Here is a 25,544-nt window from a genome sequence, read left to right as displayed (position 1 = left end):
GCTCCAGCGCCTGCTGCGCGACCGGCAATTGCCGCCCAGCGCCGACCTGGCGTTGCAACGGATCGCCGCCGGCGGCGGCGCCGTGCCGCGCCAGCAGCCCGCACGCCCTCGGCCTGGCGCCGAGGGTTCCGCGCCGGCCGACCACGGCCCGCTGCGTTGCGACGATCGCGCAACCTCGCGCGCACTGGCAACGGCTACAATCGGCCCATGCGCGTCTTCCTCCAGCAACGTCCCGGCGGCAACGAGCCGCCCCGCTACATCCAGCTGACCCTGCAACCGGACCTGTTCGGCGGCTGGGAGCTGTTGCGCGAGACCGGCCAGATCGGCGGCCGCGCGCAGCTCAAGCGCGAGCAATACCTGCTGCAGGACGCCGCCCACGCCGCCTTCGAGAAAGCCCGCGATGCGCAACTCAAGCGCGGCTTCCAGGTCATGTTCACCCGCGGCGCCGACGCCCCGCGCTAAGGAAACCCCCATGCTCAAGAACGACCGTCTGCTGCGCGCCCTGCGCCGCGAGTCCGTGGACCAGACCCCCGTGTGGCTGATGCGCCAGGCCGGGCGCTACCTGCCCGAGTACCGCGCCACCCGCGCCCGCGCCGGCAGCTTCCTGGCCATGGCCAAGAACCCGGAACTGGCCTGCGAAGTGACCCTGCAGCCGTTGGCGCGGTTCCCGCTGGACGCGGCGATCCTGTTCTCCGACATCCTCACCATCCCCGATGCGATGGGCCTGGAGTTGTATTTCGTCGAAGGCGAGGGCCCGAAGTTCAAGCACCCGGTGCGCGACGCGGCGGCGATCGCCCGGCTCGGCGTGCCGGACATGGAGACCGAGCTGCGTTACGTGATGGACGCGGTGCGGGTGATCCGCCGCGAACTGGACGGCAGCGTGCCGCTGATCGGCTTCTCCGGCAGTCCGTGGACGCTGGCCTGCTACATGGTCGAGGGCGGCGGCAGCGACAACTATGCGCGGATCAAAGCCATGGCCCTGAACGATCCGGCCGCGCTGCACCAGTTGCTGTCGGTCAACACCGATGCGGTGATCGCCTACCTGGCGGCGCAGCGCGCGGCCGGCGCGCAGGCGCTGCAGGTGTTCGACACCTGGGGCGGCGTGCTCAGCCCGGCGATGTACCGCGAGTTCTCGCTGCCCTACCTGCAGCGCATCGCCCGCGAACTGCCGCGCGGCGACGGCGCCGAGCGCACCCCGCTGATCCTGTTCGGCAAGGGCAACGCGCCGTACCTGGAGGAGCTGGCCGCCTCCGGCGCCGAAGGCCTGGGCGTGGACTGGACCGTCGACCTGGCCGAGGCCGCGCGCCGCACCGGCGGCCGCGTCGCGCTGCAGGGCAACCTGGACCCGGCCACGCTGTACGGCGCGCCGGCGGCGATCGAGCGCGAGGTGCAGCGCGTGCTGCACAGCTACGCCGACGGCAACGGCTCGGCGGATGGTCACGTGTTCAACCTCGGCCACGGGCTGTCGCCGGACATGCAACCCGAGCACGTCGGCGCGCTGGTCGCCGCGGTGCAGGCGCACAGCCGCCGCACGCAGGCATAGCCCCGCGCGGCAAACCGTCGCAACACGCGCTTCCGCCATCGTGCAGTCGGGACTGAAGTCCCTCCCACAGTGCTCCCGGCCAGCGCGCCGCAAGTCCCTGTAGGAGCGGCTTCAGCCGCGACCAGCGGAGTCGGAACTACACCGGCTCCGGACACTGCCTGTCGGGGCTGAAGCCCCTCCTACAGTGCACCCAGCCCGCTCGCCGCACGCTCCCTGTAGGCTTCAGCCGCGACGAACGAAGCGGTGGACCCGACGGGGTCGCACAGCGTCGGGACTGGAACCCCCACCAAAAACCAGGACAGCATGCCGCGCAACGCGCCTTGCTCCGCCAGCGCAACCGGGCGGCAACGGGCGCAGCGCGCCACGACCGCCCGTTACTGCACGGCGCCACGACGCGAGCTGCGCGATCCTGTCCGCTCCTCGCGTCGCCGTGCGTGCCGATGTCCGCGCCTTCTTCCGATCCGATCGCCGTTGCGACCTACCGCAGTTTCCGGCCGCTGCTGTGGCTGGTGTCGCTGGCCATCTTCATGCAGATGCTGGACGCGACCATCGTCAACACCGCGTTGCCGGCGATGGCACGCAGCCTGGGCGAGAGCCCGCTGCAGATGCAGTCGGTGGTGTTCAGCTATGCGTTGGCGGTGGCGATGTTCATCCCCGCCTCGGGCTGGATCGCCGACCGCTACGGCACGCGCCGCACCTTCCTGACCGCGATCGTGCTGTTCACCCTCGGCTCGTTGCTGTGCGCGGCCGCGCCACGCCTGCCCTACCTGGTCGCCGCGCGCGTGCTGCGGGGCATCGGCGGGGCGATGCTGCTGCCGGTCGGACGCCTGGCGGTGATGCGTTCGGTGTCGCGCGCACAGTTCCTCAACGCGATGAGCTTCATCGCGATCCCGGCGCTGATCGGGCCGCTGGTCGGGCCGACGCTCGGCGGCTGGCTGGTGCAGGTGGCCTCCTGGCACTGGGTGTTCCTGATCAACCTGCCGATCGGCGTGATCGGCTTCGTCGCGGCGCTGAAGGTGATGCCGGATTTCCACGGCGAGCAGCGCACCCGCTTCGACCTGATCGGCTACGCGATGCTGGCGTTCGGCATGATCGCGCTGTCGCTGGCGCTGGACGGGATCTCCGAGTTGGGCCTGCGCCATGCGTGCGTGATGCTGCTGGCCATCGCCGGCCTGGCCGCGCTGATCGGCTACTGGCTGCACGCGGCCAATGCACCGGCAGCGCTGTTCCCGCTGCATCTGTTCAAGGTGATCAGCTTCCGCATCGGCATCCTCGGCAACCTGTTCGCGCGCGTGGGCAGCGGCAGCATGCCGTTGCTGATCCCGCTGCTGCTGCAGGTCGGCCTGGGCATGAGCCCGATGCGCGCGGGCCTGATGATGATCCCGGTGGCGCTGGCCGGCATGGCCTCCAAGCGCGCGGCGGTGAAGCTGGTGCAGCACTGCGGCTACCGGCGGGTGCTGATGACCAACACGGTGCTGGTCGGCCTGGCGATGGCCAGCTTCGTGCTGTTCGAGACCGGCCAGCCGCTGGGCTGGCGGCTGCTGCAGCTGGCGCTGTTCGGCGCGGTCAACTCGTTGCAGTTCACGGTCATGAACACGGTGACGCTACGCGACCTGGACCGCGACCAGGCCAGCGCCGGCAACAGCCTGCTGTCGATGGTGATGATGCTGGCCACCGGCTTCGGCGCGGCCGCCGCCGGCAGCCTGCTGGCGGCGTTCAACGACCACCTCGGCGACAGCCACGGCGCCACCGCCGCCCTGCACGCGACCTTCGTCTGCGTCGGCGCGATCACCCTGACCTCGACCCTGATCTTCTGGCAGTTGCCGGACAGCCGGCCGCATCCGGACAAGCAGGTGGAGGAAGTGGCGGAGTAGCCGGGACCAGGGACCAGGGACCGGGGACCCGGGGGAGCGCCGCGACGGTCGTTTTGCCGAGCCAGTGAAGCGATCACGCGAAACATCACGCTTTCCCGGGTCCCCGGTCCCCGGTCCCCGATCCCGGCTCCACCACCCCCTCGATCGCCTCAGCCAACATGTCTCCCGTCACCGGTTTGCGCAGGAAGCCGTCGAAGCCGGCCGCGCGGGCCTGCGGTTCGGCGTCGGCGTCGGCGCGGGCGGTGACCGCGATCAGCGGCATCTCGTAGCCGAACACGCGCAGCTGCCGCGCCAGCGCCAGGCCGTCCAGGCCCGGCAGGTCCAGGTCCAGCAAGGCCACGTCGAAGCGGGCGCCAGCCGCTTCGGTCAGCGCCGCCAGGGCGTGCGCGGCATGGGTGATGTGGTGCCCGCGCGCGCGGAGCAGGCCGCTGACGACCTCGGCGACGGTGGGGTCGTCCTCGACCAGCAGGATGCGCAGCGGCTGCGTCGGCGCCTGCGCATCGCGCGCGCTGCGGGTGCCGGCGGGCAGCGCTTCGGGAATCCACGGCAGCGGCAGGTCGACGATGAAGCGGGTGCCGACGCCGAGCTTGCTGTGCAGTTCCACGCGCCCGCCCATCGCCACCGCCAGCTCCTGGCAGATCGCCAGGCCCAGCCCGCTGCCGCCATAGCGCGCGGCGGTGCGCGAGCCGTCGGCCTGCTCGAAGCGCTGGAACAGCCGTACCTGCCGCTCGGGGTTGATCCCGGGACCGGTGTCGGCGACCTCGAAACGCACGCCCTGGCGCTCGTGCAGCGGCGCCACGCGCAAGGTCACGCTGCCGTGGTCGGTAAACTTGATCGCGTTGTTGAGCAGATTCAGCAGGATCTGCCGCACCCGCGTCGCATCGCCGTTGGCGGTCACCGCCGCCGGCATCGTGTTGTCCAGCGCGAATGCCAGGCCGCGGCTGTGCGCCATCGGCGCCATCATCGCCTCCAGCTCGGCGATCAGCTGGCCCAGGTCGAACGGCTGCTGTTCCAGTTCCAGGCGTCCGGCCTCGATCCGCGCCAGGTCCAGCGCGTCGTTGACCAGACGCAGCAGGTGCGCGCCGGCGCTACGGATCGCGTCGGTATAGCCGCGCTGTCTGGGATCCAGCGGCGTGGCCAGCAGCAGTTCGCTCATGCCGAGCACGCCGGTCATCGGCGTGCGCACCTCGTGCCCGAGCGTGGCCAGGAAGCGGGTCTTGGCCAGCGAGGCCTGCTCGGCCAACTCCTGCTTGTGCAGGGCCAGCTGCCAGGCGTTGCGCCGACGCAGGCGGCGTCGGTACCGGTAGGAGGCCAGCCACAGCGCCAACAGCACCAGCAAGGCCAGCCCGGCCAGCCCCCAGGGACTGCGCCACCACGGCGGCAGCACATGGAAACGCAGCGTGATAACCTTCGACCACACCTTGTCGGCGGTGCGCGCCTGCATTTCCAGGGTGTAGTGGCCGGACGGCAGGCGCGAGAACAGGCGTTCGCCGCCGGCACCGACATCCACCCAGTCCGGGTCGTAGCCGCTGAGCCGGAACCGGTAGGTGTTGGCGTCGGTCTCGGAGAACGACAGCAGGCGCGCGACCACATGCAGGTCGCGGTCGCCTTCCCGCAGCACGATGCTGCCGGCATGCAGCAGGTCCAGCGCGCGCTCGCCGCGGCGCACGCCGATGCGTTCGACCACCAGCGGCGGCTGCCGCCGCGATGGCACGACCTGCGACGGCTCGAACAGCACCACCCCGTCCGGGGTACCGCCGAGGATCTGCCCGCTGCGCGCCTGGATCAGGGTCTGGGCGTGGAATTCCTGGTTGGGCAGGCCATCGTGCACGCTGTAGGAGCGGATCGCCTTGCTCGCCGGATCGACCCGAATCAGGCCGCGCACGCTGCTCAACCAGGCCACGCCGCTGGCATCGACCACGATGCCATTCGGTGCCAGCGACGGGAACTCCTGCTGGACGTCGATGCGGTCGAGCAGGCTCAGCCGCTCGCCGTCCCACAGATAGCGCTCCAGGCGGCCGAGGCTGGCCAGCCACACCACGTTGCCGTCGGTGATGGTGAAGGCGCTCAGCGGCCGCGTCGGCGCACCCGGCACCGGCAAGAAGCGTTCGGTGGTCGCGTCCCAGGCCAGCACGCCGTATTCGCCGAGCACCCAGGGTTGGCCCAGCGGGCCGGGCCGGGCATCGTCCAAGGTCAGCTCCGACGGCAACCCGTCCGCGCCCAGGGCGATGTTGCGCAGCACGTGCCCGTCCAGATCGCGGACCTGGGCGCCGCAGAACTCGCCGAACAACCACAGGCGGCCATCGCCGCTGAGCACCAGCCGGTCGATTTCACCGGGCATCGGCGCATCGGCGCCATCCTGCTTGCCCCAGCGCCGCACTTCGCCGCTGACCGGGTCGTAACGCAACACCGCCGCCGCGGCCGCGGCCCACACCCGGCCCTGCGCATCCTCGCCCAGCACGCGCGACCATTCGCGGCCGAACAGCGCGGTGATGTGGTGGCGCACCGCACCGGTGTCAGGATCCAGCTTATCCAGCATGCCGCGGGTTCCGGCCAGCCACACCCCGCCATCGCGCGAGGCGGCGGTCGCGATGACGTAGGGATTGCCCATCGAGTCCGGATCGTCGACCCGGTACGACAGCACCGAGAACTGCCGCCAGTTGGCCGGCAGATACCACAGGCCGGCGTTGAAGCTGGCGAACCACAGATCGCCTTCGCGGCCCTCGAACGCCAGCGACCAATTGGGCTTGACCAGCCCATGCGCGGAGTTGCTGTACAGCGGCACGTTGCGGATCTGCCCGGCATCGCCCTCGCGGCCCAGGCCATCGAGGGTGTCGAACCAGCGATTGCCGTGGCGGTCGTGGACCAGCATGCCCAGCACGCTCTCGCTCGGCATGTTGCGCCAGTACGGCGCCACCGCGCTACCGTCGGCGCGCAGCAGGCGCGTACCGCCCTGGGTGGTCACCCACAGCGAGCCGTCGCGCTCGGGGGTCAGGCCCTGCACCTCCGGACGCGGCAGCGCCGAGGCCGGTAGCCGTTCGAAGTCGTGCCCGGTCCAGCGCGCCACGCCGCCGTGCGTCCCCACCCACAGCGTGCCGTCAGGCGTGGTCGCCAGCGAGGTCACCACCGGCGACGGCAGGCTGCGCTCGTCGCCCGGCCTCGGCATGTAGCGGCTCAGCTTGCCGTCCGCCTGCAGCCGTTCCAGGCCGCTGTTGGCGGTGCCGAACCAGATGCTGCCGTCGGGGGTGGATGCGATCGACCAGACCGTGGCGCCGCCGATCTGCGGAAAGTTGCTGCGGTCGTAGTAGCGGAACGTGCGCCGGTCCGCCGAGAGCATGCCCAGGCCGGCGTTCTGGGTGCCGAACCAGACCCGGTTCTGCGCATCCACGTGCACGGTCCAGATCTTGTTGTCGCGCAGCCCGTCCTCGATCCGCCAGATGCGGTAGCCGCGCCCGTCGAACCGCGCCAGGCCGTCGCTGCTGGCCAGCCACAGGTAGCCGAGCCGGTCTTCGGCGAAGCCGTTGATGCTGTTGGACGGCAAGCCGTCGGCCACGGTCAGCTGGCGCGGCTGCGGCGTCGGTGGCACCGCCGCCACGGCAAGCGCCGACCACAGCAGCAGCAGCCATCCCAAGATCCTTCTGGACCGCATCGTCATCTCCCTGTGCATGGAGGCCGGGTCTGCCAACGTCCGCCGCCATCGTCGGCGATAAGCGCGGCCGCTGGCAACCGACGGGTGGTGGACGCGGGACTCGAAAAGCGGCGCATGCGTTGCCTGCGAATCCGCTGCGGCCCTTACGCTTTCCGGGTCCCGGGTCCCGGGTCCCGAGTCCCGAGTCCCGCCCCCCCATCCATCACCCGCCGAATCGCTGCGGCCAGCATGTCGCCAGTGACAGGCTTACGCACGAAGCCGGCGAAACCGGCCGCCTTGGCCGCGGCCTCGGCCTCGCCGTCGGAACGCGCAGTGACCGCGATCAGCGGGAAGTCGTAGCCGAGCGCGCGCAGCTGCCGCGCCAGCGCCAGGCCGTCGAGCGCCGGCAGGTCCAGGTCGAGCAGGCCCAGGTCGAAGGTGGCCTGGCTGACCTCGGTCAGCGCTTCCAGGCCATGCGCGGCGCAGGCCACGTGGTGGCCGCGGCCGCGCAGCAGTTCGGCCATCACCTGGGCCACGGTGGGTTCGTCCTCGACCAGCAGGATCCGCAGCGGCGCCTGCACCCGCGCCGGCAGCGGCACCACCGTCAACGCCTCGGCAGGCCGCAGCTGCCAGCGCAGCGGCAGCGTCACCCGGAAGCGCGCGCCATGCCCGAGCCGGCTTTCCACCTGGATGCGCCCGCCCATCGCCATCGCCAGTTCCTGGCTGATCGCCAGGCCCAGCCCGCTGCCGCCGTAGCGGACGGCGGTGCGCGGGCCTTCGCCCTGTTCGAAGCGCTGGAACAGCCGCGCCTGCTGCTCGGCGCTCATGCCCGGGCCGGTGTCGGCGACCTCCACGCACAGCCCGTGCCCGCTGTGCAGCGGCGACAGGTGCAGCGTGACCGAGCCGCTGGCGGTGAACTTGATCGCGTTGCCGACCAGATTGAGCAGGATCTGCCGCACCCGCAGCGCATCGCCGTTGACGGTCACCGTGCCCGGCAAGGTGTCGTGGCATTCGAAGCGCAGCCCGCGCGCCTGCGCCAGCGGCGCCATCAGGTTCACCACATCGGCGATCAGCGCCTGCAGCGCGAAGGGCTGCAGGTCCAGCTGCAGGCGCCCGGCCTCGATCCGCGCCAGGTCCAGCGCGTCGTTGACCAGGTGCAGCAGGTGCGTGCCGGCGCGGCGGATCGATTCGGTGTAGCCGCGCTGCCTGGGATCCAGCGGCGTGGCCAGCAACAGTTCGCTCATGCCGAGCACGCCGGTCATCGGCGTGCGCACCTCGTGCCCGAGCGTGGCCAGGAAGCGGGTCTTGGCCAGCGAGGCCTGCTCGGCCACTTCCTGCTTGTGCAGCGCCAGCTGCCAGCCATGCTGGCGGCGCAGGCGGCGGCGGTAGGCGCGCAGCGACACCAGCAACAGCAAGGCACCGACGGCGAGCAGCCCGGCGATGCCCCAGACGCTGCGCCACCACGGCGGATACACCTGGAACGGCAAGCGCAGCGTCGGCGACCAGGCGCCGTTGCGGGTGCGCGCCTGCACCTCGAGCACATGCGCGCCGGCCGGCAGCTGCGGCAGCGTGCGCTCGCCGGCGGCGCCGACCGGGACCCAGTTGCGGTCGTAGCCGGACAGGCGGAAGCGGTAGCCGATGCCCTCCGGATCGACGAACGAGAGCAGCCGCGCCACCACGCGCAGGTCGCGGTCGTCCGGCTGCAAGGCGAAACCGCCGCTCGCCGGCAGCGCCAGCAGGCGCTCGCCGCGGCGCACCTGCACACTCTCCACGCTCAGCGCCAGCGGCACCGACGGCGGGTCCGGCATGCGCGTGTCCAGCAAGGCCACGCTGCCGTCGGCGGTGGCCGCCACCAACACCCCGTCGGCGGCCATCAGCAGCCCGCGCTTGACCACTTCCTGGCTGCTCAGGCCGTCGCGCGCGCCGAACGCGCGCACCGCCGGCTGGTGGCGCGGATCGATCCGGAACAGGCCGCGGCGCATGCCCAGCCAGGCGCGCCCCTGCTGATCGACGACCAGGCCCTGCGACTCGGTCGCCGGCACGCCTTCGGCCGCCGCATAGCGGTGCAGCTGCCGCCAACGCCCGCGCTCGCGGCGCCACAGCTCGAGTCCGGACAGACGATGCAGCCACAAGGTCTGCGCATCGGCGAAGGCGAACGACTGCAGCCGTTCGCCATCGAACTCCGGCAGGGCGCGGAACTGCCCGGCGGCGGCATCCCAGTAGTACAGGTGCTCGGCGGCCAGCCACGGTGTGCCGTCCGGCGCCAGATCGAACGCGGCGATATCGGCGGCCGCGGCCAGGCCGCGCTGCGGGCCGTGGATGTTGTCCAGCACGTGGCCGTCGGCGAGCGCGCGCACCTGCACGCCGAAGCCGGGGACGGCCACCCACAGGCTGCCGTCGGCGCGCTCGCGCAACCAGTCGTTGCCGCCGATGTCAGGGGTGGGGTCGCGCGCCGACCTGTGGCTCCAGCCCTGCAGCGCGCCACCGCCGGCCGAACCGCGCAACAGCGTGCCGCTGCTGCCCAGCCACAGCATGCCGGCGGCGTCCTGCAGCACCGACATCAAGCGCATATTGGGCAGGTCGGAGGTCCATGTCGATTTGCGCAGCTCGCCGCTGGCCGGTTGCAACCGGTACACGTTGCCGCCGGTGCCGGCCAGCCATGCCCCGCCATCGCGTGCCGGCGCCAGGCCCGCGTACAGGTCCGGCGCCAGGCCGTGCGCCGGCCCCAGCACCGCCAGCCGCCGCCAGTCCGGACGCAGGTAGCCCAGGCCGCGGGTCGGCAACGACACCCACAGCCCGCCTTCCTTGTCGCGCAGCATGCTCACCACCACGTTGGCGCCGGACACCGCCGCCTCGCCCTCGCTGATGTGGCGCAAGGCACCGTCGGCCGGCTTGTGCCACAGGCCCTGGCCGTTACCCAGCCAGTAACCGCCGCTGCCGTCCTCGGCCATGCACAGGACCCCGCGCTGCAGTGCGCCGGTCCAGTCGGCCCGCTGCCAACGCCCGTCGTGACCGAGCCGGTACAACTCCCGGTTGGCGCCGACCCACACCCCGTCGGACAGCGCGACCAGCGCCGACAGCCGCTGCTGCGTGCCATCGCTGCCGGGCAGCCGGTAGGCGCTGGCGCGGGTGCCGTCGTAGCGCACCAGACCCTTGATGGTGCCGACCCACAGCACCCCGGAGCGATCGAACGCCAGGCCCACCACCGCGCTGTCGAGCATCGCATCGACCTCGCTGTCGCCGCCCTGGATGCGCTGCACACGCCCGTCCGCCGGCAGCCGGTACAGCCCGCCGGCATAGGTGCCGAACACGATCTCGTCGCCACGGCTGGTGATCGCGAACACATCGTCGCTGCGCATCGCCGGTTGCGTGGCCATGTTGAAATGGCGGAAGCCGCGGCGCCCGGCGTCGAGCACGCTCAGACCGCCGCCTTCGCAGGCCACCCACACCCGGTTGCGCGCATCGATGTGCAATTCCTGCACGTAGTTGCAGCGCAGCGACTGCGGATCGTCCGGATCGTGGCGCCAGATGCGGAATTCGCGCCCATCGTAGCGGGCCAGGCCGTCGCCGCTGGCGATCCACAGGTAGCCGTCGCGGTCCAGGCCCAGCCGCGAGATCTCGCTGGAGGGCAGCCCGTGCTCGGCGCCCAGCACGCGGAACCGCGGCAGTTCCGGCACCGTCGCCAGCGCGCTGGCGCAGCAGCCGGCCAGCAGCAGTAGCAGCCAGGCGAGCATCCAGCCGCGGCGCAGGCGTCGAGGACATGGGGTTTGCATCGACATCGGCTCCAGCGGCAGTGAACGATCGGCGGCGGATGAACACCGGCGCACTGCCGGGGCCGGCCGCAAACAGCGCGGCCGCTCCGTGCCGCCTTGATGCGGCAGCGTTCTTATACCGCGGGGGGCGGCAAAATCCCACCCGCCGCGCGGCGCAACGAACCATTGCACGGCGCGCAGGCGCAAGCGCGGCGGACTGCGCCTAGAATCCGGGCTACACCTTCCTTCTGGCCGACCCATGCTCCAGCGCTGCCTGTTCGCCCTGCTGCTGACCCTGCCGACCGCCGCGCTGGCGGCCCCGGCGCAGTACGCGCTGGACCCGGTGCACACCCGCGTGCTGTTCGCGATCGAGCACGCCGGTTTCTCCAAGGCGCTGGGTACCGTGTCCGGCAGCACCGGCACGCTGCTGTTCGACCCGGACGACTGGCGCAGCGCGCGGCTGGACGCGCGGGTGCCGCTGCAGCGCCTGGACCTGGGCGACGACAAATGGAACCGCGCCGCGCTGGCGCACAACCTGGTCGATGGCGAACGTTTCCCCGAGGCGCGCTTCGTCTCCACCCGAATCGAGCCGATCGACGCCACCCACGCCAAGGTGTTCGGCACGCTGACCCTGCACGGGGTCAGCCGCGAGATCGCGCTGGAGGTGACCCTCAACGCGCTGAAGCGGCATCCGCTGCCGCCGTTCCGCCGCACCGTCGGCTTTTCCGCTACCACCACGCTGCAGCGCGCCGACTTCGGCATCGCCGCCTGGCCGTCGGTGATCGGCGCCACGGTCGAAGTGCGCATCGAGGCCGAGGCGACCCGCGCCGGCAGTGCCGATGCCGACCCGCCGCCAGCGGATGCGCCGGCGGATGCTCCGGCCGCCGCCACCCCCAGCGCCAGCCAGGACGCCACGCCATGACCGCCAGGAACACCGCCGAGCGCTGGGGCAGCGTCAGCCAGACCCTGCATTGGCTGATCGCCGCCTTGATCCTGCTGCTGGGCGTGGTCGGCCTGACCATGGGCGAGCTGCCGAAGACGCCCAAATACTTCTGGGTCTACACCGCGCACAAGTCGCTCGGCCTGACCGTGCTGGCGCTGGTGATCGCGCGCCTGGGCTGGCGCCTGTATGCCGGCACGCCCAAGCCGGTGCCGGGCACACCGAGCTGGCAGGAACGCATCGCCAGCGCCACCCACGTGCTGCTGTACGTGCTGATCTTCGCCATGCCGCTGTCCGGCTGGCTGTACGACTCCAGCAGCGGCCTGCGCCCGTTCCGCTGGTTCGGCCTGGTCGCCGTGCCCAAGCTCAGCGCGCCCGACGCACACCTGCGCGAGCTGTCGCATGCGGTGCACGAATGGGGCTTCTGGATCCTGATCGCAGTGGTGCTGGCGCATGCCGGCGCCGCCTTTTACCACCACCTATTCCAACGCGATGCCACTCTGGCGCGGATGTTGCCGCGCGGCTGGCTGAGCCCCAAATCCTGAGGAGTTCCCGCATGTCGTCCCGTTTCGCCTCCCCCGCCGCCGTCGCCGCCAGCCTGGTGGCGATGCTCGCCGCCGTCCCCGCGGTCGCCGCCGACTACGTGCAGGCGCCGGGCTCGAGCCTGGTGTTCGCCAGCAAGTACGACGGCGAAGTGTTCACCGGCCAGTTCCCCGGCTTCGACACCAAGCTCAGCTTCGACCCGGCCCACTTGGCCAGCGCCAGGCTCGACGTGGCGATCCCGCTGGCCGGCGCCAAGAGCGGCAATGCCGACCGCGACTCCACCTTGCAGGGGCCGGACTTCTTCGACGTGGCCAAGTTCGCCACCGCCCACTACCGCGCCGACAAGTTCCGCGCGCTCGGCAACAACCAGTACGCCGCCGACGGCACCCTGGAACTGCGCGGCGTGTCCAAGCCGGTGACCCTGACCTTCACCTGGACCCCGGGCGCGCAGCCGGTGCTGGCCGGCAAGGCGCTGGTCAAGCGCCTGGACTTCGGCGTCGGCGGCGGCGACTGGGCCGATACCAAGACCATCCCCAACGAGACCGCGATCAGCACCAAGGTCGTGCTCAAGGCGAAGTGATCCGCCACAGGCCGCAGCGGCACGCGGCCACTGGGCGGCGGATTCCCTCGTCGGGTCCGCCGCTTTTTTTTGCCTGGACGGGCACGGCGGCGGCGATCAGCCCTGCAGTGCCAGCCAATCCGCCACCCGACACACATCGAACGGCCACCCCAGTTCGCGCCCGCCGGCGTCGCGCAGCACCGGCACGCGCTCGCCGTAGCGCGCCTCCAAGGCCGCATCGCCATCGATGAACACGCTTTCCAGCTCGCCCACGCGCGCCTGCGCCAGCACGGTCAGCGCCTGGTCGCACAGCTGGCAGTCGTCGCGCTGGTACAGGGTCAGGGACATGGCCGCGGCTCCGATGCTGCGCTGCGGGCGTCCGCACTGCGCCAGGGGCATAGAATAGACGGTCTTTGGCCTTCCACCTGTCCGGCACGTATGGCTGTCAGCACCTTCGACCTGTTCAAGATCGGCATCGGCCCGAGCTCCTCGCATACCGTGGGGCCGATGCGTGCGGCCGAGCGCTTCGTGCACCGCTGGCTGCTGGATCCGGGCCGGCTCGGCGAGGTGGTGCGGATCCGCGCCGAGGTGTTCGGCTCGCTGGCGCTGACCGGGCGCGGCCACGGCACCGACAAGGCGCTGCTGCTGGGCCTGGAAGGCCAGCGCCCGAACCTGATCGATCCGGACATCATTCCGAGCACGCTGGAGCGCATCCGCGGCAGCAAGCGCATCAACCTGATGGGCCAGCACAGCATCGCCTTCGACGAAAAGCGCGACCTGGCGCTGAACAAGCGCCAGAAGCTGCCGTACCACACCAACGGCATGCGCTTCACTGCCTACGCCGCCGACGATGAGGTGATCGCCACGCGCGACTACTACTCGGTGGGCGGCGGCTTCGTGGTCAACCAGGACGACGCCGACGACGACCGCATCGTCGCCGACGAAACCCCGCTGCCCTACCCGTTCAAGAGCGGCGACGAACTGCTGGCGCAGGCCGCGCGCAGCGGCCTGAGCATCGCCGCGCTGATGTTCGAGAACGAGAAGTGCTGGCGCAGCGAGGACGAGATCCGCGCCGGCCTGCGCGAACTGTGGAACGCGATGCAGGCGTGCGTGGCGCGCGGCATTCGCGAGGAAGGCACCCTGCCCGGCGGCCTCAACGTGTCGCGGCGCGCACCGGCGCTGTACCGCGAACTGTCGTCCAAGCCGGAAGCGGCGATGCGCGATCCGCTGACCACGCTGGACTGGGTCAACCTGTACGCGCTGGCGGTCAACGAAGAGAACGCCGCCGGCGGGCGCGTGGTCACCGCACCGACCAACGGCGCGGCCGGGATCATTCCCTCGGTGCTGCACTACTTCGACCGTTTCTGCCCGGGCAGCGACGAACAACGCATCTTCGATTTCCTGCTGACCGCCGCAGCGATCGGCATCCTGTACAAGGAAAACGCCTCCATCTCCGGCGCCGAAGTCGGCTGCCAGGGCGAAGTCGGGGTAGCCTGCTCGATGGCCGCCGGCGGCCTGGTCGCCGCGCTCGGCGGCAAGCCGGGGCAGATCGAGAACGCCGCCGAGATCGGCATGGAGCACAACCTCGGCCTGACCTGCGACCCGATCGGCGGGCTGGTGCAGATCCCGTGCATCGAGCGCAACGCGATGGGCGCGGTGAAGGCGATCAACGCCAGCCGCATGGCCATGCGCGGCGACGGCAAGCACAAGGTGTCGCTGGACAAGGTGATCCGGACCATGCGCGACACCGGCCGCGACATGCAGGACAAGTACAAGGAAACCAGCCGCGGCGGGCTCGCGGTGAACGTGATCGAGTGCTGAGCTGATGCCGCGCGCGCGTCCTGCCTGTCCGCGCGCAGCGCACCGCTGCGGCGCATGCGCGGGCCACGCCGGCGCGCAGAGCCGCGCCGCGTGCAGCGCCCGCGCGGCGACGCGGCAGTGGCTCCGCGCCACCGCGCCGCGCAGGTGGGACCTGCCTGGATGACAGGCCTTGCGGCTGTCGCGATCGCCGACGCCGCGCAGGCCGTTGTTGCGGTACGGATAAAGATCGGCGCGCCTGCGCCGATAGCGGTTTCGACGCTCCGCCGAGCCGGCACTGGAATCCCCTTGCAGCCCCACCCCGCGTCCTGGTGCACCCGTGCGCTGAAGCTGGCCATGCTCTTCGGGGCGTGGATCGCGCTGGTGCCGAGCGCCGCCGCGCTGCAGCCGGACAAGCAGTTCAACCAGTACGAACGCCAGCGCTGGGGCCTGGAACAAGGGCTGCCGCAGCTGAGCGTGCAGGCCTTCGCGCAGGATCGGCAGGGCTATCTGTGGATCGGCACGATGGGCGGGCTGGCGCGCTTCGACGGCGTGCGCATGACCAGCTTCGGCGAAAAGGCGCCGGCCAACCTGCCCGGCACCTTGATCAAGGCCCTGCACGCGGATCCCTGCGGCGACCTGTGGATCGGCACCTACCGCGGGCTGGCGCGCTACCGCGACGGACGCTTCAGCAACCTGCTGCCGCAGGATCCGCAAGCGCCGCTGCTGAACATCGAAGCGATCGCGGTCGATGCGCGGGGCACGGTGCTGGTCGCCGCGCAGGATGGCGTCTACGCCGTGGCCGGCGACAGCCTGCGCCTGCGCCATCGCATCGCCGACGGCGCTTACGCACTTTTGCCGCGCAACGGCGAACTGTGGGTCGGCACGCGCGGCGCGGTGCTGCGCTTCGCCGATGACGATAACGATGGCGACGGCGAACCACTGCCGTTGCCCGCGGATGCGCACGCCGCGCCGGTGCGGCAGTTGCTGGACGCGCAGGGACGGCTGTGGGCCGGCAGCCGCGACGGCCTGCTGTTCCGCCGCGACGGCCGCTGGCAGCGCCTGCCCGGCGACCCGGCGTTGACCCGGCGCGCGGTGGAGGCGCTGTACCAGGACAGCGACGGCAATCTGTGGGTGGGCCTGCCCGGCGACCTGCTGCGCGTGCGCGACGGCGGCATCGTCGAGCACTACGCCGAACCCGAGCAGGACGCCGCCAGTACGTTCTTCGAAGATCGCGAGCGCAACCTGTGGCTGGGCAGCCGCTGGAATGGCGCGACCCGCCTGTGGAATGGCTGGACGCGCCGCTACAGCAGCGACGAAGGCTTGTCCGACCCGCTGGTGTGGACGCTGGCGCGCGATCCCGACGGCTCGCTGTGGGTCGGCACCGGCAACGGCCTGGCGCGGCTGCGCAATGGCCGCTACCAGCAGGTGCTGCGCCGCGCGCAACTGCCCGCCGACGTGCCCTACACCCTGCTCGCCGAACCCGGCCAGCTGTGGATCGGCACCCGCCGCGGCGCGCTGCTGTACCGCGCCGGGCGCGTCACCGAGCCGGCGCACCTGGCGCCGCTGCGCGAACTGCAGGTCAGCGGCATCGTCCGCGACCGCGCGCAACGGCTGTGGTTCGCCACCAGCGACGGCCTGTTCCGCAGCGACGGCGCGCGCCTGCAGCGCTACGGCGAGCGCGAGGGCCTGCGCGACCCGCGCATCCGCCTGATCCACGAGACCCGCGCCGGGCGCCTGCTGATCGGCTCCCAGGCCGGCCTGTACGAACTGCGCGGCGAGCGCCTGCTGCCGCTCGCCGCGGCCGGCTCGGCGCTGGCCGGCGCCGACATCACCGCCGTGCACGAACTGCCCGGCGGACAGTGGGTGGTGGGCACGCTGTCGGAACAGCTGTGGGTGTTCGACGGCAAGCGTTGGAGCATGTTCGACGAACACGCCGGACTGCCGGCGAACGCGGCGTTCTTCATCACCGACGACGGCCACGGCAGCCTGTGGGTGGCCGGCCTGCGCGGCGTGTACCGGATGCCGCTGGCGAGCCTGCTCAAGCGCCTCGAGGTGGCAGGCACGCCGCTGCAGGCCGAACTGCTGCTCAACGAACGCGGCCAGCGCCACGGCGGCGTGCAGGGCCTGTGCTGCAATGGCGCCGGCAACGGCAAGGGCTTCATCGACAACGGCACGCTGTGGCTGCCCAGCCGCGACGGCGTGGTGACCATGGACACCGCCGGCATCGTCAAGAACCCGGTCGCGCCGCAGCCGGTGGTGGAGCGGATCCGCGCGCAGGGCCGCTGGATGGCGCCGCAGGCGCTGCGCGGCACGCCATTGCCGGCGCAGGCGCGCGACCTGGATTTCGAGTTCACCGCCGCCTCGTTCCAGGCGCCGGAGAACGTGGAACTGCGCTATCGCCTGGTCGGCTACGACCCGCAGTGGCGCAGCCTGGACGACATCCGCCAGCGCGTGGCCAGCTATACCAACCTGCCCGGCGGCGACTACGTGTTCGAGGTCACCGGCAGCAACAACGCCGGGGTCTGGGCGCAGGCGCCGGCACGGCTGCCGTTGCGAATCCGGCTGCGCTTCCAGGAAACGCTGTCCTACAAGCTGCTGCTGGCGCTGGGCGCACTGGTCCTGGCGCTGCTCGGCATCGGCATGGCGCGGGTGGTCAACCAGCGCCTGCGCGCAACCCTGGAGCGGCAGGTGCGCCAGCGCACCGAGGCGCTGCAGGCGGCGAACCAGCGCCTGCAGGAAGCCAGCTTCACCGACGACCTGACACAGCTGCGCAATCGCCGCTACCTGTCGCTGCACATCCCCAGCGACATCGCGCTGTACCGGCGCATGGCCGCCAACGACCAGGACATGCTGTCCTCGGGCATGCTGTTCGCGCTGATCGATATCGACCATTTCAAGTCGATCAACGACAGCGGCGGCCACCATACCGGCGACGCGGTGCTGCAGCAGATGGCGCAGTTGCTGGTCAGGCTGACCCGCGAAAGCGATTACGTGGTGCGCTGGGGCGGCGAGGAATTCCTGCTGGTGCTGCGCTCGGCGCCGCGCGAGAACCTGACCGTGGCCGCCGAGCGCCTGTGCCGGGCGATCGCCGCGCACAGTTTCGCGCTCGAACACGGTCGCCAGAGCCAGATCACCTGCTCGATCGGCCTGGCCGAATTCCCGTTCGTGCACGATCCCGACAGCCGCCTGGGCTGGGAACAGTTGCTGGTCCTGGCCGACCGCGCGCTGTACCAGGCCAAGGCCAAGGGCCGCAACGGCTGGGCCGCGTACCGGCCGGTGCTCGGCACGCAGGCCGAACAGGTGCTGGCCGCGCTGCACGAACCGGCCGAACGCATGCAACACCACGCCTGCCTGAGCCTGGTGCATTCGCGCTGCTGAGCCGCGTTGACGCCGCGCGCGCATGCCCCCGGCTAGAGTCGTGGCCTCCCTGCACGTCTTCCAGCCCGCATGCGCCGACTCCCGCTTCTCGCCGCGCTCGCCGCCGCGCTCCTGCTGGCGCCGCCAAGCCACGCCGCCACGCCCGCGCCGCGCTACGGCGCGCAGTTGGAAGGCTTCGACTATCCGTATCCGCTCGCGCGCTACGACTTTGCCTCGCAGCGCCAGCCGTTGCAGATGGCCTACCTGGACGTGGCCCCGAGCGGCACGCCGAACGGCCGCACGGTCGTGCTGCTGCACGGCAAGAACTTCTGCGCGGCGACCTGGGAATCGGCGATCGCGGCACTCACCGCCGCAGGCTACCGGGTGATCGCGCCGGACCAGATCGGCTTCTGCAAATCGAGCAAGCCGCAGGCCTACCAGTTCTCCTTCGCGCAACTGGCGGCCAACACCCATGCGCTGCTGCAGCACGCCGGCGTGACCCGGGCGGTCTTGGTCGGTCACTCGATGGGCGGCATGCTCGCCGCGCACTACGCCCTGCAGTATCCGCAGGACGTGAGCCAGCTGCTGCTGGTGAATCCGATCGGGCTGGAGGACTGGAAGGCCGCCGGGGTACCGTGGCGCAGCGTCGATGCCTGGTACGCGAAGGAACTCAAGACCGATGCCGCCTCGATCAAGCAGTATCAACAGAGCGTCTACTACGGCGGGCAATGGAAACCCGCGTACGAGCGCTGGGTGACGATGCAGGCCGGGCTGTACGCCGGCGCCGGTCGCGAACGCGTGGCCTGGAACCAGGCGCTGACCTCGGACATGGTGTTCAACCAGCCGGTGGTGCAGCAGTTCGCGCAGCTGCGCGTGCCGACCACGCTGTTCATCGGCCAGCGCGACCGCACCGCGATCGGCAAGGACCTGGCGCCGCCGGCGCTGGCCAAGACCCTGGGCGACTACCCAGCGCTGGGCAAGCGCGCCGCGGCGGCGATTCCCGGTGCGACACTGGTCGAATTCGCCGACCTCGGCCACGCGCCGCAGGTCGAGGCGCCGCCGCGCTTCAACGCCGCACTGTTGCAGGCCTTGGCCGCACCCGGCACCACGCCGTAGCGCGGCCGCAGCGTCAGCGCACCGTCAGCGCACCGCGATCCGCAGCACGTCGTCGAGCAAGGCCGCCGCGGTCACCTCGGCACCGGCACCCGGACCCTGGATCAGCAGCGGCTGCTGCAGGTAGCGGTCGCTGTGGATGGCGACGCGGTTGTCGGTGCCGGCACCGCTGGCCAGCGGATGCGCCAGCGGCAGTTCGCGCAGTCCCACCGACGCGCCATGCGCATCGAAGCGGCCGACGAAACGCAGGCAGGCGCCGTTCGCACGCGCCTGCGCCAGGCGCGCCGCCAGCGGCGCATCCAGCGCAGAAAGTGCGGCATCCACGTCCTGCGCCGCCGCCGCAGCCAACGCCGGCGGCAGCAGCGAATCGACCTGCACCTGCTCGGCACGCAGCGACAGCCCGGCCGCGCGCGCCAGGATCAGCAGCTTGCGGCGCACGTCCTCGCCGGACAGGTCCTCGCGCGGATCGGGTTCGGTGTAGCCGGCCGCCGCCGCCTCGCGCACGCACTCGGAAAATGCGCGGCTGCCGTCATAGCGGTGCAGCAGCCAGGCCATCGAGCCGGACAGCACGCCTTCCACCGCGTGGATGTGGTCGCCGCCGGCGGCCAGCGCGCGCAGGCTGCTCAGCAACGGCAGGCCCGCGCCGACCGTGGCGCTGTCGCCGTAGTGCGCGCCGGCGGCATGCCGCGCGGTGTGGATCTGTTCGGCGCGCGCCAACGCCGCGCCCTGGCCGAGCTTGTTCGCGGTGACCACGTGCACCCCGCGCGCCAGCCACTCGGCATGCCGCTGCGCCACCGCCTCGCTGGCGGTGGCATCGACCACGATGTCGCCACCGCGCAGGTCGGCGGGTTGCGGCGCGCTGCCGCCATCACCGCGCGCGGCGGCATTGGCCACGGCCAGCGCCTGCGCCGGCGCCTGCCGGCACTCTTGCAGGACCCGCGAATTGGCCAGCCAGGCGAAGGCCGGCAAGCCCGCGCGGCGCTGCTGCAGCACCTGGTAGCGCGCGACGAAGGCGCGGCCGACCGTGCCGGTGCCGAGCAGGCCGAGGCGCGGCAGTGCGGCATCGGCGGCCCGCGCCGGCGCCGGCGCTATGGCATCGGCGACGCTACTGCTCACGCGTCCACCCGTTTGCGCGCCACCGCCTCGCCTGCCTGCTGCGCACGCAGCAGACCGGCCTGCAGGTCGGCGATCAAATCCTCGCTGGACTCGATGCCCACTGACAGCCGCAGCAGGCCATCGCTGATGCCGGCGTTGGCACGGGCCTCGGCGGTCATCGCCGCATGCGTCATCGACGCCGGATGCGCGATCAGGCTCTCCACCCCGCCCAGCGACTCGGCCAGGGTGAAATAGCGCAGGCCATCGACGAAGGCGCGCACCTGCGCCTCGCCGCCGGCCAGCTCGAAGCTGATCATCGCGCCGAAACCGGTCTGCTGCCGCGCCGCCACCGCATGCCCCGGATGCGTGGCCAGGCCCGGGTAATAGACCTGGTTGACCGCGGCATGCCCGTCGAGCAGCGCCACCACCGCCTGCGCATTCTCCTGGTGCACGCGCAGCCGCGCATCCAGCGTGCGCAGGCCGCGCAGGGTCAGGAACGCATCGAACGGCGAACCGGTCAGGCCCAGTGCGTTGGCCCACCACACCAGCTGCTGGTGCAGGTCGGCGTTGGCGGCGATCACCGCGCCGCCGACCACATCGCTGTGGCCGTTGACGTACTTGGTGGTGGAATGGATCACCAGGTCGGCGCCGAACGCAATGGGCTTTTGCAGCGCCGGCGACAGGAAGGTGTTGTCGACCACCGCCAGCGCGCCGGCCTTGTGCGCGGCATCGATGACGAAACGCAGGTCGGTGATGCGCAGCAGCGGATTGGACGGGGTCTCGATCAGCACCAGCTGCGGCGACTGCGCCAGCGCCTCGGCCAGCGAGCGCGGGTCGGTCAGGTCGGCGGTGATCAGTTCGAAATGGCCCTTCTTGGCCAGCGCGTTGAACAGGCGCCAGCTGCCGCCGTACGCATCGTGCGGCACCACCAGCTTGTCGCCCGGCTGCAGCAGCGCGTTCAGCACCAGGTTGATCGCACCCATGCCGGTGGCGGTGATCACGCCGCCGGCGCCGCCTTCCAGCTCCGCCAGCGCTTCGCCGAGCAGGTCGCGGGTCGGATTGCCGCTGCGGGTGTAGTCGTACTGGCGCTTGTTGCCGAAGCCGTCGAAGCTGAAGTTCGACGACAGCACGATCGGCGGGGTCACCGCGCCGTAGGCGGTGTCGCGGTCGATGCCGGCGCGCACCGCGGCGGTGGCGGCGCTACAGGGCAGATCGTTGTCGTGGGCAGTGCTCATGCGGTAGCTCCGGTGGGGCGAAGGGCGGTGGCGAGGATCGCGTCGATGCGGTCGGTTTCTTTCAGGAAGGCGTCGTGGCCGTACGGCGAACGCAGCACGCGCAGGCTGCCGCGCGGGCCTAGCCCTTCGACCAGGGTGACCAGGTCGGCCAGCGGCACCAGGCGGTCGCCTTCCACCGCGACCACCACGGTGGGCACGGCGACGGCGGCCGGATCGATGCGGTGCAGGTCGATGGATTCGGACAGGCGCAGGTAGGCGTTGACCTGGGTGCGCGCCACGTACTGCGCGCCGGCGGCATCCAGATAGTCTTCGGCGGCGACGCGGACGCGGCCGTTGATCACTTCCGGCGGCGCGGCGAAGCGCTCGCCGAACTCTTCCGGGGTACGGTAGCTGAGCATCGCGAACTGCCGCGCCAGCGACAGCCCGTGGCTCTCGGCGCACTGCAACTGGCCCAGCGCCACCGCGCGGCGCTGCAGCGCGCGCCACGCCGCGGCATACGGATGCGCGCGGTGTGCGCCGCTGACCGCGACCAGCTTCAGCAAGCGCTGCGGATGCCGCACCGCCAGCTGCAGGCCGACCAGCGCGCCGTAGGAATAGCCGACGAAGCCATGCAGTTGGGCGATGCCCAGCGCATCCAGCAGCGCGGCGATCGCATCGGCCTGGTCGGCGCTGTCGATCGGCACGTCCAGGCTGCCATCGGCACCGACGAAGTCGAACCCGAGCAGGCGCCGCTGGCCAGGATCCAGCGTCCGCCCCGGCCCGACCAGGCCTTCGGCCCAGCCTTTCTCGGGGAAGCTCGCGTTGGCGGCCAGATGGCGGTGCGCGGAAATACCGCCGGCCACGAACACCACAGGCGCATCGGCCGGGCCGCTCAGTTCGTAGCGCAGGCGCAGCAGGTGCACGCCGGCGTGGCGCAGCGGCAACGCCACCGCGACTTCGCCACGCATCGCGATCACCCCATCGGCAGCCGGCGCGACGTCGGCGGCGTAGCGGTCCAGCGCTGGATGCGCGTCAAGGGGGCGATTTGGCGTATTCACGAAGCTCATGGCGGTATCCGGTGAGGAACGGCCATCGAGCTTCGCGGAGCTCGCGTTCGACGTGCGGAAGGCACGAATCGAACCATCTTTCGGCGGACGCGGTGGTCCCCGCAGGATTTGGCACCTACACGGTCGCTTGCGCGTCCGCTGGCTGCCCCGGCATCAAAGGGCCTGTCCCTCCGCCGGTCTCGATGGTGGCGCCACGATGCCAGCGTTTTTCGGCGCTGTCAAATCTCTTTATTCGGATGGAGCGATATAAGAATCCACATCGCGGGCTGCCGCATACTGCGCAGCGCCACGGCGCTCCCCACGCCGGCGCCAGGAGCCCCGATGCCCGGCCAGTGCCCGGCCCCCGCCAGCGTCCGCGACGCCGCCGCCATCCGCTTGCGCGCTGCGCCGCGTTGGCTGCTGCTGGCCGTGTACGGATCGGCGCTGGCGCCCGCGTGCAGCGCGGCCGGCACGCTGTATGCGTGGCGCGACGCCGACGGCGTCGCCCACTACGGCGACCACGCCACGAATCCGCAGCGCGCGGCGACGCCCGCCCCGCGGCCGCAGCCGCAGCCGCAGCAGGCGGCAGCTGATGCGGCGCTGGCACAGCTGCGCGTGGACGGCCAGCTCCCGCGCCAGCAGGCCTGGGCCGACAACCGCGTGGACGGGCCAGTGCAGGTGCAACTGCGCTCCCGCCGCGCCGACAACCTCACCGCGGTTCCGGCACTGCCGCTACGCGCGCTGCTGCCCGCCCGCGGCAGCGCGCTGCTATCGCGGCTGTATCCCGGCGACCCGCGCTATCCCAGCCCATTCGAGCTGGTCCTGGAGGCCGTGCCCGGCGACCCGGCCGCCAAGCCGCAGGACGCGCTGTACCGGCTGCCGTTCGACGCCGCCCCGGTGCGCGTGGACCAGGGCGTGGGCAGCCGTTTCAGCCACCGCGACGCGCAGAACTATTACGCGTTGGATTTCGCCCTGGCCGAAGGCACCCCGGTGCTGGCCGCGCGCGCCGGCACGGTGATGCAGGTGCAAGCGGGCTTCGCCGCGGCCGGGCTGGACCGCGAACGCTTCGGCGGCCGCGCCAACTTCGTGCGCATCCTGCATGCCGACGGCAGCATGGCGCTGTACGCGCACCTGGCGCCGCAGGGCGTGGCGGTGCGTGCGGGCCAGCGCATCGCCGCCGGACAACGCCTGGCGCTGTCCGGCAACACTGGCCTGAGCAGCGCGCCGCACCTGCACTTCGCGGTGCAAGTCAACCGCGGCATGCGCCTGGACGCGATCCCGTTCCGCATGGCCGGCGCGCTGGGCGAACTCAGGCTGCCGCGCAGCGAGGACGCCACGGACGCCACGCAACCCGTGCCAGGCGGCGCGGCGCTATAATCGCGCTCTTCCCTGTAGCCGTGATCGCCCAGTGGGCGCCGTTGCCATGTCCGATGTTGCCCAGGAAGCTGCGCGCCGCCGCACCTTCGCCATCATTTCCCACCCCGACGCCGGCAAGACCACGCTGACCGAAAAGCTGCTGCTGTTCGGCGGCGCGATCCAGATGGCCGGCTCGGTCAAGGGCCGCAAGGCCGCGCGCCACGCGACCTCCGACTGGATGGCGCTGGAAAAGGAGCGCGGCATCTCGGTGACTTCGTCGGTAATGCAGTTCCCGTACGAAGGCAAGATCATCAACCTGCTCGACACCCCCGGCCACGCCGACTTCGGCGAGGACACCTACCGCGTGCTCACCGCGGTGGACTCGGCGCTGATGGTGATCGACGTGGCCAAGGGCGTGGAAGAACGCACCATCAAGCTGATGGAAGTGTGCCGGCTGCGCGACACGCCGATCATGACCTTCATCAACAAGCTCGACCGCGAGGGCAAGGACCCGATCGACCTGCTGGACGAAGTGGAGACCGTGCTCGGCATCCAGTGCGCGCCGGTGACCTGGCCGATCGGCATGGGCCAGCGCCTGAAGGGCGTGGTGCACCTGATCAGCGGCGAAGTGCACCTGTACGAACAGGGCCGCAACTTCACCCGCCAGGACTCGACCATCTTCCCGTCGCTGGACGCGCCCGGCCTGGCCGAACGCATCGGCGCGCAGATGCTGGCCGAACTGCGCGAGGAACTGGAGCTGGTGCAGGGCGCCAGCCATCCGTTCGACCTTGCCGCCTACCGCGCCGGCAAGCAGACCCCGGTGTTCTTCGGCTCCGGCGTCAACAACTTCGGCGTGCAGCCGCTGCTGGACTTCTTCGCCGAACACGCGCCGCCGCCGCAGCCGCACGCCACCACCGGCCGCGAGGTACAGGCGACCGAAGAGAAGCTGACCGGCTTCGTGTTCAAGATCCAGGCCAACATGGACCCGCAGCACCGCGACCGGGTCGCGTTCATGCGCATCTGCTCGGGCCGCTTCAGCGCCGGCATGAAGACCCTGCACGTGCGCACCGGCAAGGACACCAAACTGGCCAACGCGCTGACCTTCATGGCCAGCGACCGCGAGATCGCCGCCGAGGCCTACCCCGGCGACGTCATCGGCATCCACAACCACGGCACCATCTCCATCGGCGACACCTTCACCGAGGGCGAGGCGCTGGCGTTCACCGGCATCCCCAACTTCGCCCCGGAACTGTTCCGCCGCGCGCGGCTGCGCGACCCGCTCAAGCTCAAGCAGTTGCAGAAGGGCCTGGCGCAGCTGTCCGAGGAAGGCGCCACCCAGTTCTTCCGCCCGCTGATGAGCAACGACCTGATCCTCGGCGCGGTCGGCGTGCTGCAGTTTGAAGTAGTCGCCTACCGGCTCAAGGACGAATACGGCGTGGACGCCAGCTTCGAGCCGGTCGGCGTGGTCACCGCGCGCTGGGTGCATTGCGACAATCCGAAAACGCTGGAGGAATTCCGCGAGAAGAACGCAATGAACCTCGGCATCGACGGCGCCGGCGAACTGGTCTATCTGGCGCCGACCCGGGTCAACCTGCAGCTGGCGCAGGAACGCGCGCCGGACGTGCGCTTCGCCGCGACCCGCGAGCACGCGCACAGCGTCGCGCTGGACTGAGGCGCCATTCTTCAGCGGCCAGCGCGCGGGCGTGAACCGCGCGCCACGTGCT

Annotated in this window: 17 protein-coding genes and 1 riboswitch; of the genes, 11 read left to right on the top strand and 6 right to left on the bottom strand. The window is 71.2% G+C overall.

The genetic code is table 11. The annotated features are described in order from the left end of the window. The first annotated feature begins 207 nt into the window (after positions 1 to 207). From KHF85_RS06140 to mdtD, 3 genes are all read left to right on the top strand, one after another. Positions 208 to 462: a WGR domain-containing protein gene (locus KHF85_RS06140; protein WP_003471688.1), complete on the top strand. Its 255-nt coding sequence runs from the start codon at positions 208 to 210 to the stop codon at positions 460 to 462. Between the two features lie 10 nt (positions 463 to 472). Beyond that, positions 473 to 1,543: a uroporphyrinogen decarboxylase gene (gene hemE / locus KHF85_RS06135; protein ID WP_064538839.1), complete on the top strand. Its 1,071-nt coding sequence runs from the start codon at positions 473 to 475 to the stop codon at positions 1,541 to 1,543. A 440-nt stretch (positions 1,544 to 1,983) separates the two neighbouring features. Then, the gene (gene mdtD, locus KHF85_RS06130) at positions 1,984 to 3,417 is read left to right on the top strand and encodes a multidrug transporter subunit MdtD (RefSeq protein ID WP_284568907.1); all 1,434 of its coding nucleotides are present in this window, start codon (positions 1,984 to 1,986) and stop codon (positions 3,415 to 3,417) included. 85 nt (positions 3,418 to 3,502) lie between these two features. Here mdtD and KHF85_RS06125 read toward each other — a convergent pair whose 3' ends face one another. Next, positions 3,503 to 7,072, bottom strand: coding sequence for a hybrid sensor histidine kinase/response regulator (locus KHF85_RS06125; RefSeq protein ID WP_284568906.1), 3,570 nt, complete (start codon positions 7,070 to 7,072; stop codon positions 3,503 to 3,505). A gap of 137 nt (positions 7,073 to 7,209) precedes the next feature. Continuing rightward, positions 7,210 to 10,818, bottom strand: a complete 3,609-nt coding sequence (locus KHF85_RS06120; RefSeq protein ID WP_284568905.1) for a hybrid sensor histidine kinase/response regulator — start codon at positions 10,816 to 10,818, stop codon at positions 7,210 to 7,212. A 238-nt stretch (positions 10,819 to 11,056) separates the two neighbouring features. On the opposite strand from KHF85_RS06120, the gene KHF85_RS06115 reads away from it, so the two are divergent. From KHF85_RS06115 to KHF85_RS06105, 3 genes are read left to right on the top strand one after another with little or no spacing between them, the layout of a single operon-like run. Further along, positions 11,057 to 11,719: a YceI family protein gene (locus tag KHF85_RS06115; protein ID WP_284568904.1), complete on the top strand. Its 663-nt coding sequence runs from the start codon at positions 11,057 to 11,059 to the stop codon at positions 11,717 to 11,719. Further along, positions 11,716 to 12,282 carry a cytochrome b gene (locus tag KHF85_RS06110; RefSeq protein WP_284568903.1) on the top strand — a complete coding sequence of 189 codons (567 nt, stop codon included), beginning with the start codon at positions 11,716 to 11,718 and terminating at the stop codon, positions 12,280 to 12,282. Before KHF85_RS06115 ends, KHF85_RS06110 begins: the two co-directional genes overlap by 4 nt. An 11-nt stretch (positions 12,283 to 12,293) precedes the next feature. Then, positions 12,294 to 12,860: a YceI family protein gene (locus tag KHF85_RS06105; RefSeq protein ID WP_284568902.1), complete on the top strand. Its 567-nt coding sequence runs from the start codon at positions 12,294 to 12,296 to the stop codon at positions 12,858 to 12,860. Positions 12,861 to 12,956: 96 nt separating this feature from the next. Here the strand turns inward: KHF85_RS06105 and KHF85_RS06100 are convergent, their stop codons facing one another. Further along, complete coding sequence (locus KHF85_RS06100; protein WP_284568901.1) at positions 12,957 to 13,187, bottom strand: glutaredoxin family protein; 231 nt, start codon at positions 13,185 to 13,187, stop codon at positions 12,957 to 12,959. A gap of 90 nt (positions 13,188 to 13,277) precedes the next feature. Here KHF85_RS06100 and KHF85_RS06095 point away from each other — a divergent pair, with 90 nt between their 5' ends. The 3 genes from KHF85_RS06095 (at position 13,278) to KHF85_RS06085 (ending at position 19,112) form a co-directional block, all read left to right on the top strand. Continuing rightward, the gene (locus KHF85_RS06095; protein WP_284568900.1) at positions 13,278 to 14,660 is read left to right on the top strand and encodes an L-serine ammonia-lyase; all 1,383 of its coding nucleotides are present in this window, start codon (positions 13,278 to 13,280) and stop codon (positions 14,658 to 14,660) included. A 285-nt stretch (positions 14,661 to 14,945) separates the two neighbouring features. Beyond that, positions 14,946 to 18,017 (top strand): ligand-binding sensor domain-containing diguanylate cyclase, encoded by a 3,072-nt coding sequence (locus tag KHF85_RS06090; protein WP_284568899.1) that lies wholly within the window; start codon positions 14,946 to 14,948, stop codon positions 18,015 to 18,017. A gap of 69 nt (positions 18,018 to 18,086) precedes the next feature. Next, complete coding sequence (locus KHF85_RS06085) at positions 18,087 to 19,112, top strand: alpha/beta fold hydrolase (RefSeq protein WP_284568898.1); 1,026 nt, start codon at positions 18,087 to 18,089, stop codon at positions 19,110 to 19,112. 24 nt (positions 19,113 to 19,136) lie between these two features. On the opposite strand, the gene KHF85_RS06080 is transcribed toward KHF85_RS06085, so the two are convergent. Genes KHF85_RS06080 through metX form a run of 3 tightly spaced genes read right to left on the bottom strand, consistent with a single transcriptional unit; the run spans position 19,137 to position 22,485 of the window. Then, positions 19,137 to 20,201 carry a homoserine dehydrogenase family protein gene (locus KHF85_RS06080; RefSeq protein ID WP_284569485.1) on the bottom strand — a complete coding sequence of 355 codons (1,065 nt, stop codon included), beginning with the start codon at positions 20,199 to 20,201 and terminating at the stop codon, positions 19,137 to 19,139. 20 nt (positions 20,202 to 20,221) lie between these two features. Further along, positions 20,222 to 21,439, bottom strand: coding sequence for an O-succinylhomoserine (thiol)-lyase (locus KHF85_RS06075; RefSeq protein WP_003472881.1), 1,218 nt, complete (start codon positions 21,437 to 21,439; stop codon positions 20,222 to 20,224). Further along, positions 21,436 to 22,485, bottom strand: a complete 1,050-nt coding sequence (gene metX / locus KHF85_RS06070; RefSeq protein WP_284568897.1) for a homoserine O-succinyltransferase MetX — start codon at positions 22,483 to 22,485, stop codon at positions 21,436 to 21,438. Before metX ends, KHF85_RS06075 begins: the two co-directional genes overlap by 4 nt. Before the next feature lie 70 nt (positions 22,486 to 22,555). Next, positions 22,556 to 22,674, bottom strand: a riboswitch (SAM riboswitch). Positions 22,675 to 22,806: 132 nt separating this feature from the next. On the opposite strand from metX, the gene KHF85_RS06065 reads away from it, so the two are divergent. After that, positions 22,807 to 23,841, top strand: a complete 1,035-nt coding sequence (locus tag KHF85_RS06065) for a peptidoglycan DD-metalloendopeptidase family protein (RefSeq protein WP_284568896.1) — start codon at positions 22,807 to 22,809, stop codon at positions 23,839 to 23,841. A 46-nt stretch (positions 23,842 to 23,887) separates the two neighbouring features. Next, complete coding sequence (locus tag KHF85_RS06060; protein ID WP_284568895.1) at positions 23,888 to 25,492, top strand: peptide chain release factor 3; 1,605 nt, start codon at positions 23,888 to 23,890, stop codon at positions 25,490 to 25,492. The last annotated feature ends 52 nt before the right edge of the window (positions 25,493 to 25,544 follow it).

This window comes from Xanthomonas graminis pv. graminis (assembly GCF_030168915.1).
In the GTDB taxonomy this organism is placed as follows: Bacteria; Pseudomonadota; Gammaproteobacteria; order Xanthomonadales; family Xanthomonadaceae; genus Xanthomonas_A; species Xanthomonas_A translucens.
This window is presented reverse-complemented; position numbering and strand designations above follow the sequence as displayed.

Bases quoted from the DNA above. Each gene is read 5' to 3' on its own strand.
- KHF85_RS06140 (WP_003471688.1), top strand. From the start codon at position 208: ATGCGCGTCTTCCTCCAGCAACGTCCCGGCGGCAACGAGCCGCCCCGC.
- hemE (WP_064538839.1), top strand. From the start codon at position 473: ATGCTCAAGAACGACCGTCTGCTGCGCGCCCTGCGCCGCGAGTCCGTG.
- mdtD (WP_284568907.1), top strand. From the start codon at position 1,984: ATGTCCGCGCCTTCTTCCGATCCGATCGCCGTTGCGACCTACCGCAGT.
- KHF85_RS06125 (WP_284568906.1), bottom strand. From the start codon at position 7,072: ATGACGATGCGGTCCAGAAGGATCTTGGGATGGCTGCTGCTGCTGTGG.
- KHF85_RS06120 (WP_284568905.1), bottom strand. From the start codon at position 10,818: ATGCAAACCCCATGTCCTCGACGCCTGCGCCGCGGCTGGATGCTCGCC.
- KHF85_RS06115 (WP_284568904.1), top strand. From the start codon at position 11,057: ATGCTCCAGCGCTGCCTGTTCGCCCTGCTGCTGACCCTGCCGACCGCC.
- KHF85_RS06110 (WP_284568903.1), top strand. From the start codon at position 11,716: ATGACCGCCAGGAACACCGCCGAGCGCTGGGGCAGCGTCAGCCAGACC.
- KHF85_RS06105 (WP_284568902.1), top strand. From the start codon at position 12,294: ATGTCGTCCCGTTTCGCCTCCCCCGCCGCCGTCGCCGCCAGCCTGGTG.
- KHF85_RS06100 (WP_284568901.1), bottom strand. From the start codon at position 13,187: ATGTCCCTGACCCTGTACCAGCGCGACGACTGCCAGCTGTGCGACCAG.
- KHF85_RS06095 (WP_284568900.1), top strand. From the start codon at position 13,278: ATGGCTGTCAGCACCTTCGACCTGTTCAAGATCGGCATCGGCCCGAGC.
- KHF85_RS06085 (WP_284568898.1), top strand. From the start codon at position 18,087: ATGCGCCGACTCCCGCTTCTCGCCGCGCTCGCCGCCGCGCTCCTGCTG.
- KHF85_RS06075 (WP_003472881.1), bottom strand. From the start codon at position 21,439: ATGAGCACTGCCCACGACAACGATCTGCCCTGTAGCGCCGCCACCGCC.
- metX (WP_284568897.1), bottom strand. From the start codon at position 22,485: ATGAGCTTCGTGAATACGCCAAATCGCCCCCTTGACGCGCATCCAGCG.
- KHF85_RS06065 (WP_284568896.1), top strand. From the start codon at position 22,807: ATGCCCGGCCAGTGCCCGGCCCCCGCCAGCGTCCGCGACGCCGCCGCC.
- KHF85_RS06060 (WP_284568895.1), top strand. From the start codon at position 23,888: ATGTCCGATGTTGCCCAGGAAGCTGCGCGCCGCCGCACCTTCGCCATC.